Source organism: Amycolatopsis sp. NPDC104863, assembly GCF_055582965.1.
Genome location: NZ_JBVJOW010000001.1, coordinates 659,465 through 675,635 on the forward strand (window position 1 = coordinate 659,465; position 16,171 = coordinate 675,635).

The 16,171-nt window shown below is 72.8% G+C and carries 11 protein-coding genes; 6 read left to right on the forward strand and 5 right to left on the reverse strand.

Translation table 11 applies throughout. The annotated features are described in order from the left end of the window. Window positions 1–106: 106 nt before the first annotated feature. Window positions 107–1,081, reverse strand: a complete 975-nt coding sequence (locus ACZ63J_RS03125) for a YeiH family protein (RefSeq protein WP_465399984.1) — start codon at window positions 1,079–1,081, stop codon at window positions 107–109. 71 nt (window positions 1,082–1,152) lie between these two features. On the opposite strand from ACZ63J_RS03125, the gene ACZ63J_RS03130 reads away from it, so the two are divergent. From ACZ63J_RS03130 to ACZ63J_RS03140, 3 genes are all read left to right on the forward strand, one after another. After that, window positions 1,153–2,055 (forward strand): LysR family transcriptional regulator, encoded by a 903-nt coding sequence (locus ACZ63J_RS03130; protein ID WP_465399983.1) that lies wholly within the window; start codon window positions 1,153–1,155, stop codon window positions 2,053–2,055. A gap of 653 nt (window positions 2,056–2,708) precedes the next feature. Continuing rightward, complete coding sequence (locus ACZ63J_RS03135) at window positions 2,709–3,488, forward strand: PadR family transcriptional regulator (protein WP_465399982.1); 780 nt, start codon at window positions 2,709–2,711, stop codon at window positions 3,486–3,488. 59 nt (window positions 3,489–3,547) lie between these two features. After that, a complete protein-coding gene (locus ACZ63J_RS03140) occupies window positions 3,548–4,579 on the forward strand; it encodes a class I SAM-dependent methyltransferase (protein WP_465399981.1) in 1,032 nt (343 codons plus the stop codon). Between the two features lies 1 nt (window position 4,580). On the opposite strand, the gene ACZ63J_RS03145 is transcribed toward ACZ63J_RS03140, so the two are convergent. Then, the gene (locus ACZ63J_RS03145) at window positions 4,581–5,900 is read right to left on the reverse strand and encodes a M14 family zinc carboxypeptidase (RefSeq protein WP_465399980.1); all 1,320 of its coding nucleotides are present in this window, start codon (window positions 5,898–5,900) and stop codon (window positions 4,581–4,583) included. A 202-nt stretch (window positions 5,901–6,102) separates the two neighbouring features. Between ACZ63J_RS03145 and folP the strand changes: the two genes are divergently transcribed. Genes folP through ACZ63J_RS03160 form a run of 3 tightly spaced genes read left to right on the forward strand, consistent with a single transcriptional unit; the run spans window position 6,103 to window position 8,230 of the window. Then, entirely contained in the window at window positions 6,103–6,966 is an 864-nt protein-coding gene (gene folP, locus ACZ63J_RS03150; protein ID WP_465399997.1) for a dihydropteroate synthase, read from the forward strand. Next, window positions 6,957–7,733: a dihydrofolate reductase family protein gene (locus ACZ63J_RS03155; protein WP_465399979.1), complete on the forward strand. Its 777-nt coding sequence runs from the start codon at window positions 6,957–6,959 to the stop codon at window positions 7,731–7,733. Before folP ends, ACZ63J_RS03155 begins: the two co-directional genes overlap by 10 nt. Next, window positions 7,730–8,230, forward strand: coding sequence for a DUF6630 family protein (locus tag ACZ63J_RS03160; RefSeq protein WP_465399978.1), 501 nt, complete (start codon window positions 7,730–7,732; stop codon window positions 8,228–8,230). Before ACZ63J_RS03155 ends, ACZ63J_RS03160 begins: the two co-directional genes overlap by 4 nt. A 39-nt stretch (window positions 8,231–8,269) precedes the next feature. Here ACZ63J_RS03160 and ACZ63J_RS03165 read toward each other — a convergent pair whose 3' ends face one another. The 3 genes from ACZ63J_RS03165 to ACZ63J_RS03175 all read right to left on the reverse strand — a co-directional run bounded on the left by ACZ63J_RS03165 (window position 8,270) and on the right by ACZ63J_RS03175 (window position 16,041). Continuing rightward, complete coding sequence (locus ACZ63J_RS03165) at window positions 8,270–13,741, reverse strand: ATP-binding protein (RefSeq protein WP_465399977.1); 5,472 nt, start codon at window positions 13,739–13,741, stop codon at window positions 8,270–8,272. Between the two features lie 263 nt (window positions 13,742–14,004). After that, a complete protein-coding gene (locus tag ACZ63J_RS03170) occupies window positions 14,005–14,244 on the reverse strand; it encodes a hypothetical protein (protein WP_465399976.1) in 240 nt (79 codons plus the stop codon). A 180-nt stretch (window positions 14,245–14,424) separates the two neighbouring features. Further along, complete coding sequence (locus ACZ63J_RS03175) at window positions 14,425–16,041, reverse strand: DUF6345 domain-containing protein (RefSeq protein WP_465399975.1); 1,617 nt, start codon at window positions 16,039–16,041, stop codon at window positions 14,425–14,427. Window positions 16,042–16,171: the final 130 nt, after the last annotated feature.

The window sequence follows — 16,171 nt, forward strand, 5'->3', positions numbered from 1 at the left end:
TGGCTCGTTCTACGTCCTACGTCTCGGCGGTAGCGTCGACCGGGCCCGTACAAGAGCTGTATAAACGCGCGTATAACGTCCCTTATCCGCGTACGGCAGGGAAACATCAGGTGAACGCGGCGAGCGTCCCGAACCCCGTCGCCAGCACCAGAAGCGTGGACAGGAGACCCAGGAGCAGCGCTCGGCCGCCGCCGCGCAGCAGCGGGCCGAGCCGGACCGCGCAGCCGAGCCCGAACAGCGCGCCGGCGAGCAGGAGCGTCGACGCGGTCTTGGCGACGTCGAGCGCGAACGCCGGGACGAGCCCGGTGCTGCGGACCGCGACCAGCGCGAGGAACCCGAGCACGAACAGCGGCACGAGCGGCGCCGAGCCGCCGCGGCGTGTGCGTTCGGTGGCGCCGACGATCGCGACCACCGGGGCGAGCAGCACCACGCGGCTCAGCTTCACGACCACGGCGATCGTGACCGCGGCGGCGCCCGCGGGCCCGGCCGCCGCGACGACCTGCGCGACCTCGTGCACCGAGATCCCGGCCCAGCTGCCGGTCCGGGCCGCGTCCAGGCCGATCCAGCGGGCGAGCAGCGGGAGCGCGCCGAGGGTCAGGCTGCCGTAGCAGGTGACGAGCGCGACGGCCGTGGCGACGTCTTCGTCGTCCCGCTCGACGACGCCTTCCATCGCCGCGATCGCCGACGCGCCGCAGATCGAGAACCCGGTGGCGACCAGCAGGGCGAGCCCGCGCGGCACGCGGACCAGCCGGCCGAGCCCGAGGGTGCCGAGGAAGGTGACCGCGACCGTCAGGACCACGGCGGCGAGCGTGCCGGGGCCGAGCGCGAGGACCGTGGGGATCGCCAGCTGGAGCCCGAGCAGCACGACGCCCGCGCGCAGCAGGCGTTTCGTGACGCGGGCGACGGCTTTCCGGAGGTCGTCGGTCAGTATCGGTGTGCTGCCGACGACGATGCCCAGCACAACGGCGACGGTGAGCGCGCCGAGCACCGGCCAGGCCGAGCTGAGGGTGTAGGCCGCGACGATGCCGAGCCCGGTGATCGCGAGGCCGGGGAGGACCGGTTTTGCCGTCGTGAGTGCCATGCTTCCCAGCGTCGCCGCCGGCGGCCGCTTCCGGTAGCCGGTGAGTGGTGCTCAGGTCATAGAGTGAGGCTATGACCGGACCGGATCTGGACTCCCTGCGCCTGCTGGTGCTCGTCGACGACCTCGGCAGCATCGGCCAGGCGGCCGGCGCGCTCGGCATCGCCCAGCCGTCGGCGAGCAAGCGGTTGTCCACTTTGGAGAGACAGTTGGGGCTGTCCCTGGTGGACCGCACCCGCCGCGGCTCGGCACTGACCCCGGACGGCCGGGTGATCGCGGGCTGGGCGCACCGCGTACTGGCCGAAGTGGACGGACTGCGCACCGGCGCGGAGGCCCTCCGCACCCAGCGCGGCGCCCAGCTGAGGGTGGCGGCGAGCATGACGCTCGCCGAGCACTTCGTCCCGGCGTGGATCGGCGAGGTGAAGCGAACCGGGCCGGACACCTACGTCGGGCTCGAGGTGGTGAACTCCGAGCACGTCGCGGAGCTGGTGGTGGGCGGGCGCGTGGACCTGGGGTTCGTCGAGTCGCCGGGCCCGTGGCCGGGGCTGGCCACCCGCCGGGTGGCGACGGACCGCCTGGTGGTCGTGGTCCCACCCGGCCACCCGTGGGCGCGCCGCCGCCGCCCGCTGACGGCGGCCGAGCTGGCGGCGACACCGCTGGTGGTGCGGGAGCCGGGATCGGGGACCCGCGAGACGGTGGAGGCGGCGTTGCGGCGGGCGGGGGCCGGGCCGGTGAAGCCGTTGCTGGAGCTGGGATCGGCTTCGGCGGTGCGGAACGCGGTGATTTCCGGCGCGGGGCCGGCGGTGATCAGTGATCTTGATGTGGTGCGGGAGGTCGCGGGCCGGCGGCTGGCGCCGGTGGCGGTGGAGGGGGTCGAGCTGGGGCGGGTGCTGCGGGCGGTGTGGCCGGCGGGGAGAAGGTTGGCGGGCCCGGCGGCGGAGTTGCTGGCTTTGGCGGTGAAGTCGGGGACGGCTTGAGGGTGGTCGCGGTGGGCTTGCGGCGGCCGGGCTGATGGGGGAGCCGGGACGGGTTGCGGGGTGGTCGCGGTGGGGTTGCGGCGGCCGGGCTGATGGGGGAGCGGGGTGGCTTGAGAGCGGTCGCGGTGGGGCTGCGGCGGCCGGGCTGATGGGGGAGCCGGGACGGCTCGAGGTGGTCGCGGTGAAGCGGCGGCGGCCGAGCTGATGGAGGAGCCGGGGTTGCTTGGGGTGTGCCGTGGAGTGGTGGCCGGTTCGGTCGGCTGAGGTGCTGCTGCGGCGCGGCTGAGGTGTGCAGGCGGTGTCCCTTCTGGGTTGGCTGAGCGCTCCGATCGGGGCCGGTGCCGCGACCTGGGGCGGCGGTCGCCCGGCCTACCTTGCGGGCGATCCAACGGCGATATATCGTCGAAGTGTCGGCGATACGACCTACCGAGGAGGCAGGCATGGAAATAAGTGCTGGAGCAGGGCGGATGTTCGGCGGTTTCGGGGGCGCCGGGCCGTTCGGCGGGCCCGGGCACGGCCACGCTCACGGTCACCCGGGGCATGCGGGAGGTCGCGGGTTCCACCCGGGCGGGCACCCGGACCTCAGGCTGGGCGGCCGCGGCCACCCGCTGAGCGGCCTCGGGCATCCCGGCCACGAGCTGGGTGGGCATCCGATGAGCGGCCGTGGGCACCCCGGCCCCGAGTCCGGCGGCCACCCGCTGAGCGGCCGTGGGCACCCGGGGCGCGAGGCCGGTGACCACCCCGGCCACGACCACCTCGGCCACGACCACCTCCCCGGCCACGAAGACTGGGACGGTGCCCCCGACCTGGCCCGCGGCGGCTTCCCGCCCCACCCACCGCACCCGCCGCAGCCACCGGGCGCACCAGGCTTCCCCGGCTTTCCCGGCGGCCCCGGCTCCTTCGGCGGCCCCGGCGGCTGGGGTGGCGGTGGCCCCTGGCAGCGGGTGAAGGAGTTCCGCGGCGGACGGCCCGCCGCGCGGCCCGTCCGTCCCGCCGTGCTGGCTCTTCTTGCCGAGGAGCCGATGCACGGCTACCAGCTCATGCAAGAAATCCGTCGCCGCACGCACGATCGGTGGCGGCCGAGCCCGGGATCCGTCTACCCGATCCTGCAGCAGCTGGAAGACGAAGGCCTCGTCCACACCGCCGAGACCGGCGGCCGCCGGGTTGCCGAGCTGACCGATGCCGGGCGGGAACACGTCGCCGGGCGGGAAGCCGAGTTCGCCGCCCTCTGGGAAGAGCCCGAGGAAGAGCCCGGGGCCGACCGGTTCGCCGCCCTCTGGCATGCGCTCGGGGAGCTCTCCGGGGCGGCCGCGCAGGTCGGGTACAGCGGCAACGAGGCGCAGGTCGCCGAGGTGAAGAAAATCCTCGCCGACGCGCGACGCCGTGTTTACGCCGTTCTGGCCGACGCCGGGCTCGAGGACGAAGAAGCCTGACCACCGGGAGCGGACCGTCCGAAATGGACGGTCCGCCCCGAGGGGTACGCTCGGGCCGCATGGAAGAGAAGGACTTCGCGGCGCACCTGACGGCCACCATGACCGGCAGCGCGCTCACCATGCTCATCGGGCTCGGCCACCGCACCGGGCTGCTCGCCGCCGCGGCGCGTGGCCCCGCCACCAGCGCCGGGCTGGCCGAGCGGGCCGGGCTCGAGGAGCGTTATGTCCGCGAATGGCTGGGCGCCATGGTCACCGGTGGCGTCTTCACCCACGCCGCGGGGGAGTACACCTTCCCGCCGGAGCACGCGAAGTTCCTGCTCGGCGAGACCGCGGCCAACCTGATGCCGTCCCTGCTGACGCTGTCGGCCTTCACCGGCATCCTGCCCGACCTCGAACGCTGCTTCGCCGACGGCGGCGGCGTCCCGCGCTCGGCCTACGGGCCACACCTCGAAGCGCTCGGCGCCCGGACCGGCGACAGCTGGCGGCACATCTACCGCGAGCGCCTGGTGGACGGCTTCTTCGGCGCCGTCCCCGGGCTCACCGAGCGGCTCACCGCCGGCGCGCGGGTGCTCGACCTCGGGTGCGGCACCGGGCACGCCGTCTCCGTCGCCGCCCGCGCCTTTCCCGCGTCGCGGTTCACCGGGCTGGACATCGTTCCCCGTGTCGTCGAGCAGGCGCGGGAGACGAACGCCGGGCTGGCGAACGCCGAGTTCACCGTCGGCGACGCCGCGGAGCTGGCCGGCGACTTCGACGTCATCACCGCCTTCGACGCCATCCACGACCAGGACCGCCCCGACGTCGTGTTGCGCCGGATCCGTGGTGCGCTGAAGGACGACGGCCTGTTCTTCATGGTGGACACCAACTTCTCCAGCCACGTCGAGAAGAACGTCGGCAACCCGCTGGCCGCGCTGTGCTACTCGATCAGCCTGATGTACTGCACCACGACGTCGCTGGCCGAGGGCGGCGCCGCGCTCGGGGCGATGTGGGGCACCGAAACAGCAAGGGAAATGCTGGCGGACGCGGGGTTCCGGCACGTCGACGTGCTGGCGTCCCCGCGTCCGCAGAACTGCATCTACGCGTGCCGGCCCTGAATCACTGCTGGTACGGCGCCGCCGCGGCCTTCGCGGCCGTGACGAGCGCGCCCTTGTTCTTCGGCCAAAAAGTGCTGTCCACGCAGGTGTACCGCGGCAGGAAGCCGCCGCAGGTGCCGCTCGAGCCGCCGACCTCGAACGTCACGCTGGCGACACCGAGCTCGCCGTAGGTGAAGTCGTCGGTGGTGCCGCTCGTGTCGTACCCGACGGTCTCTTCGTTGGTGCCGACGAGGTAACCGTTGGATGCCGCGTACTTCGCGCCCAGCTTGCGGTACTGCGCGTCGTTCGGCGAGGTGGCCTGTGTGAAGCCCCACGGGATGATGATGTCGTTGCCGTAGCTGTGCAGCGTGATCATCGTGCCCTTGGCCGTCGACGGCGCCGGGTCGTTGTTGCCGGTGCCGCGCTGGTCCGGGAAGATCGCGCGGGCCAGCTTCTCCAGCGCCTGCGTCTCCGGCTCGGAGCCGGCGCTCACGCCCTGGTAGGTCTCGGAGCAGGCGGAGTTGGAGTCGCCGCCCCACTTGAACGTCGAGTTCCGGTTGAGGTCGATGCCGATATTCGTGCCGGTGCAGCCGCCGCGGGTGTTGTTGGCGTTCTTGCGCTGCAGCTTCGGCGAGTTCCCGCCAGAGGCGACGATGTCGACGCCGTCCGGGTTCGCGATCGGCACCACCCAGACCTCGGTAGTGTCCAAGATGGACTTCGCGGTGGCGTCGGTGGCGTAGCCGTCGGCGAGGTAGTCGATCCAGCGCCAGGCGAGCTCGCCGGTGGACAGCTCACGCGCGTGGATCTGGGCCATCAGGAAGAACTTCGGCTTCTTCGACGTCGTCGAGAGCGTGCAGTCGCCGGTCTGCTTCTTGGTCAGGCAGATGGCCTGGACGTCGTGCCCGCCCTGGCCCTTGGTCTTCTTCCACGACTGGCCGATCGTGTACTTCGTGGCCAGGTCGGGGTGCGCGGCGGCGACGGCCGTCAGGTGGTTCTCGTGCGCGGTGACGGTGCGGTACCCGCCGTAGAAGGTGTCGGCCGCCAGGGAGTTCGCCTGCGCGGGCAGTTCTTTGTAGACGGTGTCGAAGAACGACGGCCGGTAGCCCAGCGCCCGCAGCCGGTTCGCGACGGCCTGGCCGCCGACGACGAGCGCGGCGCCCGCGTCGCCCTCCTCGACGTCGAACCCGGCCGCGGTCAGCGCCTGCGCCTGGGCGGCGGTGGCGGGGACGCGCCAGAACACGGGGGTGTCGGCGGGCTGCGCGGCCGCGGTGCCGCCGAGCAGGGCGGACAGCACGACCCCGGTGGCCGCCAGGGCGAGCCGGGACAGGGACCTTGACGCCATCGGGGAGCTCCTCACGGACGCACGGATGGAGGTTCGGCCCGGGGCTCTCGGTCACCGGACCGGCACGCACAGTGTGTCGGCGCGGACAAAACCGCCATACCCCCGAAAGTCGCGAAACCGGTCGCGTCCGGCCCCGCGCCGCCGCCCTCACTATGCTCGGAGGCGGTCAGATCCGATCTTCGTCCGGGGGTGCCGCTTGCCGATCCACGATCTCGTCTTCCGGGGCAAACGCCTCACCAGCGACCACGCGCTGGTGATGGCGATCGTCAACCGGACCCCGGACTCGTTCTACGACAACGGGGTGACGTACCTGGAGGAGCGCGCGCACGCCGCCATCCGCAAGGCGCTCGAGGACGGCGCCGCGGTGATCGACATCGGGGGCGTGCCGGCCAGCCCGGGCCCCGAGGTCACGGTCGCCGAGGAGATCGCCCGGGTGGTCCCGACCGTCGAGTGGGCCCGCCAGCACTTCCCGGACGTCGTGATCAGTGTCGACACCTACCGCGCCGAGGTCGCCGACGCGGTGTGCCGGGCCGGCGCCGACCTGATCAACGACAACTGGGCCGCCTACGAGCCGGAGATCCTCGACGTCGCGGCCGAGCACGGCGCGGGGTACATCTGCGCGCACGTCGACGGCCTCGACCCGCGCACCGACCCGGTGAAGCCGCAGTACGACGACGTCGTCGCGTCGGTCGTGCAGGACACCACGGAGCTGGCCGAACGAGCGGTCGCGAAGGGCGTGCCGCGCGGGGGCGTGATGATCGACCCCTGCATCGACTTCTCGAAGAACACCTACCAGTCGCTGACCATCCTGCGGAACGTCGACAAGCTGGTCGCCACCGGCTGGCCGGTGCTGATGGCGCTGTCCAACAAGGGGGTGGTCGGCGAGACGCTCGACGTCGGCATGGACGACCGCGTCACCGGCACCCTCGCCGCCACCGCGCACGCGGCCGCGCAGGGCGCCGCGATGTTCCGGGCGCACCAGGTCCGCGAGACGCGGCACGTGACCGAGATGATCGCGAGCATCGTCGGCACCCGCCTGCCCAAGAACGCCGTGCGGTGGCTGTGAACCCGCCGACCCCGCCGAACCCGCCGATCCGCCAGATCTGGCCGCCGGAGCACACCCGCGAACTCGGCACGGACGAGCTCGAAACCCTCTACCGCTTCCCCGACGTCGCGAAGTGGCTGGTCGTCAACTTCGTGTCGAGCACCGACGGCGCGATCACGGTCGCTGGCCGGTCGCGCCCGCTGTCCACCGAGCCCGACCGGGTCGTGTTCAAGCTGGGCAGCGACCTCGCCGACGTGGTCCTGCTCGGCGCCGGGACGGCGGTGATCGAGGAGTTCGACGGCGTCCACCCGGACCCGGAGACCGCGGACCGGCGCCGCCGGCACGGGCTCGAGCCGATCCCGCCGATCGCGGTGGTCACCACGGGCCGCGCCCTGCCGCCGGACGCGCCGGTGCTCACGCGGGCCGCGGTGCCGACGATCGTCATCACCTGCGAACGGGCCCCCAGTGGCCTGCGTGACGCCTGGGCGGAAGCGGGCGCCGACGTCATCGTCGCGGGTGACGACGCGGTGGCGCTCGACGTCGCCGTGGCCGCCCTGACCGAGCGGGGCCTCCGGCGGATCGACTGCGAAGGCGGGCCGCGGTTGTTCGGGTCGCTGGCCGAAGCGGGCCTGGTCGACGAGTTCCGGCTGACCGTCGCGCCGTTCCTGGTGGCCGGCACGGCCGACCGGGCCGCGATGGGCGGCCTTTTCGACCCGGTGGAGCTCGACCTGGCCACCGTCCTGACCGATGGCGCGAGCCTCCTGACCCGATACCTGGTGCCCCGATGAGCGCTCGTGCCGCCCTGGTCGCCGTGGCCGCCCTGCTGGCCCCGGACCTCCCGCAGGTCGGCGAGCGCGCCGCGGCCGCGCACGACGACCCGGACGCCTACGTCGCCGAGCACGCCGACCGGCTCGAAGACCGCGGCATCGACGAGCCGTTCCCGGGCCTGGCCTGGATCGCGCTGGTGGACGCGCTCGACGACCACGGCCTGCTGGCCGAGGTGGACTGGAAGGAAGCGGCGGACGAGATCGTCGGCCGCCTGCGGGCCCTGCGGTCCGCGCCGCCGTCGGACGAGGCCTGGGCGGGGCTCGCGGAGTCGGACCTGCCGACGTACGAGTTCCTCGAGACGGCGGGGGACCGGCTGGCCGGCCACGGCACCGCGCTCGCCGTCCTCGACATCGAGTCCGACTGCTACCCGCTGGTCCTGCTGCCGGCCGCGCGGGCCGGTGAGCTGGGCGGGTTGGCGAAGGCGGCCGGGTTCGAAGCCGCCGTTCTCGGGGCATGAGCCGGGGCCGGCCACCGCGGTGACCGGCCCCGGAACTCCCTAGCGCTTCAGGCCGTGCTCGATGGCCTCGATGATCCGCGGCCGCAGCTCGGCCGCGCTGATGATCGCGTCGACCGAACCGACCTCGACCGCGCGCTGGATGCTGTGCACCCGGTCGAACTCCGCGGCCACTTCGTTCACCTTCTCCGCGCGGACCGACGACTGGACCTCGGCGACGCGGGCGTTGAGCGCGGCCCGCTCGGCGCCGGCGGCCGTCGAAGCCTGCGCCTGCAGCTCGGTCACCCGCGGGTCGTTCGCCGTGCGGTTGTTCACCTCGCCGGCGAACACCACCGCCGCCGCGGGCGCGCCGCCCAGCACCGAGGCGAACGAGCCTTCCAGCGCCAGCACCGTCATGTTCGGGTTGAGCGTCTTGGAGAACACGACGAACGCGCCGCCGTGGTACCGCGAAATCACGGTGAACACGATCGGGCCCTCGAAGTTGACGATCGCCCGGCCGATCTCCGCGCCGTACTCCAGCTGCAGCTTGCGCAGCGACTCCGGCGAGCCGTCGAACCCGGACAGGTTCGCCAGCACCACCAGCGGCCGGTTGCCCGACGCGGCGTTGATCGCCCGCGCCGTCTTCTTCGACGACCGCGGGAACAGCGTGCCCGCGGTATAGGTGTCCGGGCCGTCGGTGGGCGGGAAGCCGCGGCGCGGCACCGAACGCGACTCGATGCCCACCAGGCAGACCGGGCGGCCGCCGATGTGCACGTCCTGCACCGCCGACGTCTCCGCGTCGGCCATGCCCGCCCAGCGCTCCAGCACCGGGTGGTCCTGGTCGGACAGCGCGCGCATCACCGTGCGGATGTCGAAGGGCTTCTTGCGGTCCGGGTTGTGCTCGGCCGAGAAGATCTCGCCGACGGTCGTGAAGTCGCTGCCGACGATCGCGTGCGGGTACGACGAGACGTCGCGGGTGGCGGGGTCGTTGGTGGCCGTCTTGCGCGGCCCGGTCTCACCCGGCACGACGTAGGTGTGGTCGTAGTGGGCCATCAGCACGTCGCGGGCGGCCGGCAGGTTCGGCGCCCAGTACTGCGCCTGGCCGTTCGGGCCCATCACGCGGTCGTACCCGCCGATGCCGAAGTTGTCCTCGGCCGACACCCCACCGGAGAAGTCGAGCGCCTGCTTGCCGGTCAGCACCATCGCCGAGTCCGGCGTCATGACCAGGATGCCCTTGGTGTGCATGAGCATCGTGGCTTCGGCGTTCCAGTACGGCTGCGCGCCGACGTTGATGCCGTTGACGACGATGTTGATCTCGCCGCCGTCCTGGGTGAACGTGACGATCCGCTTGAGCGCCGCGCCGACCCAGTCCATGTTCTCGGTGCCCGAGGACATCGAGATCCGCGCACCCGAGGAGAGCGCGAACCACTCGAGCGGCACCTGCATCCGCTCGGCCAGGTCGAGCGCCGCGATGACGCGCGAGCACTCCGGCTCGGACAGCGCGCCCAGCGACTTCGTCGGGTCGCCGAGCAGCACGACCCGCGTGACGCCTTCGGGGTGCCGCTCGGTCACCGTCGTGACGACGCCTGCGACGATCGCCGCGGTGTTCTTGCCCTTCGGCCGGTCGACCGGGACCAGCTCGGTCGAGCCGTCGAAGTCGTGCTCGACGAACGAGCCCTCCGGGCCGGCGAGCAGCTCGGTCAGCTCGTACGGGTAGACGTTGCCGCGCCGCGCCGCGCGCTGCACCTTCAGGCGGTACTCGTCCAGCGGCCGGACCGGCTCGGTCGACGGCGGCCCGACGTGCAGCCGCGCGCCGTTGCCGGGGTCGAGGGTGATCCGGACGGCGAGCTCGGTCAGCTTGCCCGCCTCGGTGCGCCGCCGGCCCAGGAACTGGACCTCCTCCAGGCCCGCGCCGACCGACGTCGGCCGGATGCGCTGGACGAGCGTGTTCAGCTCGTCGGTGGTCAGCTCCGTCTGCGGCCAGACGTACATCATGATCCGGTTGGTGTCGTAGCGCTTGTTCTGCGGCCGCTGCGCCTGGATGTTGCGGATCGCGTCGAGGCAGGCGGTGACCGCGTCCTCGAGCGCGGGCAGCGCGACCAGCCGGCCGTCGGCCTCGCGCAGCGGGGTCAGGTCGCGGACCTGGCCCATCGCGATCAGCCGCTCGTCGGCCGGGTTGCTCTTGGCGGCCGCCTTGAACAGGTAGATCTCCTCGTCCGCCGACGGCAGCCGGGTGAGGTCGAACTCGCGCAGCCGCTCCAGCTGCAGCCGCTGCGCGATCTGCGGGTGCAGGCCGCGGATCAGCCGGTCTTCCGCGAAGCCCGCGCCTTCACGCAGGAACGTGAAGTGGTGGTGCATCACGGCGCCGCCGGTGCCGGCCACGGTGACGACGACCCGGTGCACCTCCGCCGGCAGCGGGTGCTCGGCCAGCAGCGCCTCGAGCCGGGCCGCGGTCGCGTCCGCGTCGGGCTGGTCCTCCCAGCGCAGGTACAGGTCGGCGACGACCCCGTCGGTGGCGACCTCGCCGAGCGCGCCCAGGGCGGCGGGCAGGTCGGCGATGTCGACGGCGGTGGTGACCAGCGGCAGCACGCCGTCCGGGCGGTTCAGCCGGGCGGTCAGCCAGCGGTGGCCCGCGACGTCGCGCACCACGACGTCGGAGAGCCGCCGGTTGCCGTAGTAGCGGCGGGTCAGCACCTCCAGCAGCGGCGCGTGGTCGCAGCCCGCGCGGCCGATCCGCTGGCCGATCAGCCGGACCAGCGGCTCCGAGCCGGTGATCATGGCCTGGATCCGCTCGGCGCGGTCCGGTGCGTCCGGGTTCCGGTCGAGGTAGCGCAGCTCGGTGCGGACGGCGGCGTAGACCTCGGCGCGGTGACGGCGCAGCAGCGGCTGGGCGAACCAGCGGAAGACCACCCCGCGCGCCAGGTCGGACACCGCGGGGAACCGCACCTGCGTCGCCTCGACCAGGTGCTCCAGGGTGAGCCCGGCGCGCTCGCTGAGCGACTCCGCCGGCGGCGCCCCGGTCAGCCACTGCCGCAGCAGCTCGGAGACGACGGCGATGTCGGCCGCCATCCGCTGCTGGGCCAGGAAGATCCGGAAGACCGCGGCCTCCAGCTCCGGGGTGCGGTCGAGGTCGGTGACACCGTAGTGCCCGAGTACGCGGCGCAGCTTCGCCTGGAAGCCTTCGGTGACCCCGGCGCGCTCGACGTCGAGGCTCTGCAGGTAGCTGTGGAAGAACTCGCGGGCGCTGTGCACCGAGCTGTCGGGCTCGGTGTCGAGCTCCCCACCCGGGGTGTTGCGGCTCAGCTCGGACAGGTCGGCGAAGACGGTGAGCAGCTCCAGCTCGCCCTCGACCGGCCGGTTGCCCAGCTCGGCCCGGGCTTCCCCGTAGGCCACGAGGAGGCGCTTGCGCTCGGCCGGGTCGACGTCGAAGCCGAGCAGCAGGCTCCGCAGGTCCTGCTGGCCGCGGTCGACGCGCTCGGCGGCCGAGACCTCCGGCGGCGCGGCCGGCAGGTCGATCTCGACGGTCTCGCCGCTGTCGGCGGCTTCTTCCTCGGCGCCGTCGGCCAGCGGCTCGAGGCGCATCAGCGGCGCCCCGGTCTCCACCTGGCTGCCGACCGACACCGGGCACTCGCGGACCCGGGCGCGGAACGGCGCGCGCAGCACCGTCTCCATCTTCATGCTCTCCAGCACGAGGATCGGCGCGTTCGCCTCGACCTCGTCGCCGACGGACAGCGGTGTCGCGACCACCAGCGCGGGCGCGGGGGAGCGGACGACGCCGCCCTCGTCGCGGCTGACGCGGTGGGTGACGCCGTCGACCTCGACGAGGTGGATCGGGCCGTGGGTGGCCGACACGAGCCGGAACCGGCGGCCGTTGACGTGGATCTGGCCGCTGTGGGCGTCGAACCGGCTGATCTCGACGTCGGCGTGGTGCACGTCCGAGCCGCCGGCGGAGATGCCGACGCGGAACCGGCTGCGCCCGGCCCTGGCCACGCTCACGCGGTAGCCGACCCCGCGCAGCTTGAGGTCGAGCGGGCGGCCGGTCTCGTGCTGCACCTGCGGGCGCCCGCCGTGCGCGGTGGCCAGCAGCCGCTGGACGGAGACCTCTTCCTCGTCCTGGTAGGCCTCGATGGCGGCCGCGGCGAGCGCGATCGCGGAGTGCCGGTGGGTGACCAGGCGGCCCTCGGCGCGGACGCGGTCGATCCAGCCCGTGTCGGCGCTGGCGTCGATCACCTCGGGCTGGTCGAGCAGGTCGAGCACGAAGCTCTTGTTGGTCGCGCCGCCCTCGATGATCACGACCGTCTCGGCCATCGCGCGGCGGAGGCGGGCGAGCGCCTCGTCGCGGTCGCGGCCGTAGGCGATGATCTTGGCGATCATCGAGTCGAAGTCGGCGGGGATGGTGTCGCCTTCGCTGACGCCGGTGTCGACCCGGATGCCGGGGCCGGCGGGCAGCGCCAGCCGCGCGATGCGGCCGGGGGAGGGGGCGAAGTCGCGGTCGGGGTCCTCGGCGTTCAGGCGCGCCTCGACGGCGTGGCCGCTCTCGCCCGGCTGGTCGCCTTCGAGCTTGCCGCCGCCGGCCACGTGCAGCTGCAGCTTGACCAGGTCGGTGCCGGTGGTGATCTCGGTGATCGGGTGCTCGACCTGCAGGCGGGTGTTGACCTCGAGGAAGGCGAACAGCTTCTCGCCCGGGTGGTAGAGGAACTCGACGGTGCAGGCGCCGCGGTAGCCGACCTTGACGGCGAGCCGCTCGGCCGAAGCCTTCAGCTCGGCCGTCTGCTCCGGGCCGAGGACCGGGGACGCGGACTCTTCGATGATCTTCTGGTTGCGCCGCTGCACCGAGCAGTCGCGGACGCCGAGCGCCCACGCCGTCGCGCCGTCGGAGATCACCTGGACCTCGACGTGCCGCGCGCCGGTGACCAGGCGCTCCAGGAACACGACACCGGAGCCGAACGCGCGCAGCGCCTCCTGGCTGGTGCGCTCGTAGGCGTCGGCGAGGTCCTCGCCGGAGGCCACCATGCGGATGCCGCGCCCGCCGCCGCCCGCGGTGGCCTTGAGCATCAGCGGGTAGCCGATCTCGTCGCCGGCGCGCAGGGCGTCTTCGAGGGTGGCGACCTCGCCGCGGCTCCACGGCGCGACCGGCACGCCGACCTCTTCGGCGATCAGCTTCGCGCCGATCTTGTCGCCGAGCTTGCGCATCGCGTCCGCGCTCGGCCCGACGAAGGTGACACCGACCTTCTCGCACAGCTCGGCGAAGGCCGGGTCCTCGGCGACGAAGCCCCAGCCGACCCACGCGGCGTCGGCCTTCGTCTCGACGAGCGCCCGCTCCAGCTTGGCGAGGTCGAGGTACGGCCGGGCGGACGCCGGGCCGAGGTCGTAGGCCAGGTCCGCCTCACGGACGAACGTGGCCGTGCGGTCGGCGTCGGTGTAGAGGGCGACCGTCTCGATCCGCGTCCCGGTTTCCGCCGACAGATCCCGGACGGCGTGGATGAGCCGCATCGCGGCCTCTCCGCGGTTGACGATGGCGACACGACTGAACACCGGCTGAGCCTCCCAAGTACCCACGCGCAGAAGGCGACGCACCTGTCCTGGGGCGTCGCCTGCACCTGCCTACACCCTGCTGGATTACCGCCGGGTAGACCAATGTCCGGCATGGCGCATGCCGGGGCGGTTGTGTTGTGGGAACCCCACAAAAAGCGACCCGCGCCACACTGGCGGGACGCTGTTTCTCGCGAGGCATGCCACAAAGCACACGCGCAGCCTACGGTGACGGCGGCTAGGGAAACAGCCAGTCGGGAGAAGTGTCAGGACGCCAGCAGGACGTCGGACTCGAGGACCTGGCCGAGCTCGCGGCGTTCGGCCTCCGACAGGGGGACGGCGGCGACGCTGCAGCGGCCGTCCGGACCGGGCGCGGTCGTGACGGCCAGCACCGGCCTGCCGTCGATCTCCCGCAGTGTGACGCGCCCGCCGCAGGCGAGGTCGACCGTCACGCCGGGGCGTTCGTGGTGCCGGCCCAGCCAGCGGCTGACGAAGTCGAAGGTCATCGCGGTCTCCCCTCGGTCACGTACACCCCTCGGCACACAGGTGTGCGTGGTTAATGCCCCGGATACACCGTGTTCACACGCGGACGGCGAAAAATTCGTGCCGGACGCCGTCCGCGCCGGGCGAGAGGCGGGGCGGCACCCCCCGACGAGGTGCCGGCCCGCCCGGGCCCGTGCGGCGCGTCAGCGCAGCGGCGCCTCCAGGACGTAGCGCTTCGCGAGCCCCTCGCCGCAGTCCACCTCGACGGTCCGGCGGGCCACCTGGGCGCCGTCGTCCCCGCGCAGCGAGTACCCGACGGCCGTCGAGTCCTCGATCGTGCGGACCTCGGCGGGCACCCGGCCCCCGGCGGAGAGCCGGCGCAGCAGCCGCTGCAGCGGGACGTCCAGCGCCTCGTCCACAGTGGACGGCCGGTGGGTCTCGCCGCGGGCGGCCGCGGGCGCGCTCTCGGTGAGCCGCTCGACCTCGCGGGTGGCGTCGACGATCGTGGTCACCGTGCCCGCGCCGTCGATGCCGACCCGGACCTCGCCGAGGCCGGGCGTGACGACCGGGTGGCCGTCGACCAGCTGCGTGAACACGACGTGCGTCTCGCGCACCCGCGGGTCGGCGACCTCCGAGGCCGTGCCGCCCGCGTGGTACTGGTGGCGCACCTTGTCCGCGACCAGGTCGACCCGGTCGGCCAGGCCGAACGTCTCGACGGCGTCCTGGGCGATCCGGACCGCCTCGGCGGCGCTCGGCGCGTCCCGGCCGGTGCCGTCCACCTCGGCGAAGGTGATCTCGCGGACGCCGCGGTGGTCGACGGTCAGACGCGGCCCGCCCTGGCCGTCGCCGAGCACGACCCCGTGCGAGCCGAGCGCGGCTTCGGCCTCGCCGCCGCCGAGCCGGACGCCGTAGTGCCCGGCCAGCTCGGTCAGCTTCGCCGTCGACATCCGGTGCGGCGCGAACCGGGCCGTCTGCGGCGACGCCGGCAGCTCCAGTTTGGGCTCCCGGATGCTCTTGGCGGCGTCGTACCAGGTCCACCACCACCAGTTCTTGGACGCGGCGGCGGTGTTGAAGGTGCCCTCGTTCCAGAGCCGGTCCTGCGCCTCGGCCTGCGTCGCTCCGCACGCCACGGCCGACGGCGCCTGGTGGTGGTCGATGTCCCACGACGCGTCCAGCCACGCCTTGCTGAACTTGTGGCCGTTGGCGTTCCATTTGTTGAAGAAGAACGCGCCGTAGTTCGGGTTGTCGACGCTGGTCGTCTCGAAGCCGAAGATCATCCGCAGCCCGAGGTTCGCCGCGTCCCACGTGCGGATCGGGCTGTTGCCGTCGCCGATGCGCAGCGAGAGGCAGGTGGAGAAGAAGAGGTAGCGCGCGACCTCGTTGCCGAGGCGCATGTCGTTCGAGCCCGCCCAGGCGGTGCCGCCCCAGGTGCCGCCCATCGGCATCCAGAACACGCCGTTGCCGTCCATCGTGCCGTGGCCGGAGTGGTACTCGGCGACACACGCGTCGAAGCCGTACGTGCCCTGCCAGTCGTCGTACTGCTCGCCGTAGATCCACGAGAGCACGCCGCCGTCCTGGTACCAGAAGTTCGGCGCGGTGAACTGCTTGACGTAATTGTGGAAACCGCCGGCGTCGTCGTGGGTGTAGGTGAGGTCGTTGATTCCGGCCGGGAAGTCCTCGATGGAGCAGACGCCGTACCGGTTCGCGCCGCGCTCGGCGGTCACCCCGGTGGCCCCGAAGGGATCTCCCGAGGTCAGTGGGTGTGCGGCGGCGGGCGCACCCGGCGGTGCGGTGACCGCGCCGTTCTTGAGCAGTGCCATGGTTCCTCCCCGGATCCGGCTTTCTCGAGCGCTGTGACGCTAACCGTCGAAACCGGGAAAACCGCCGGATACATCTTTTTGCCACACCTTCAGCGCAATTTTTTCAGCGCTGCACCGATTCCGTGAACCT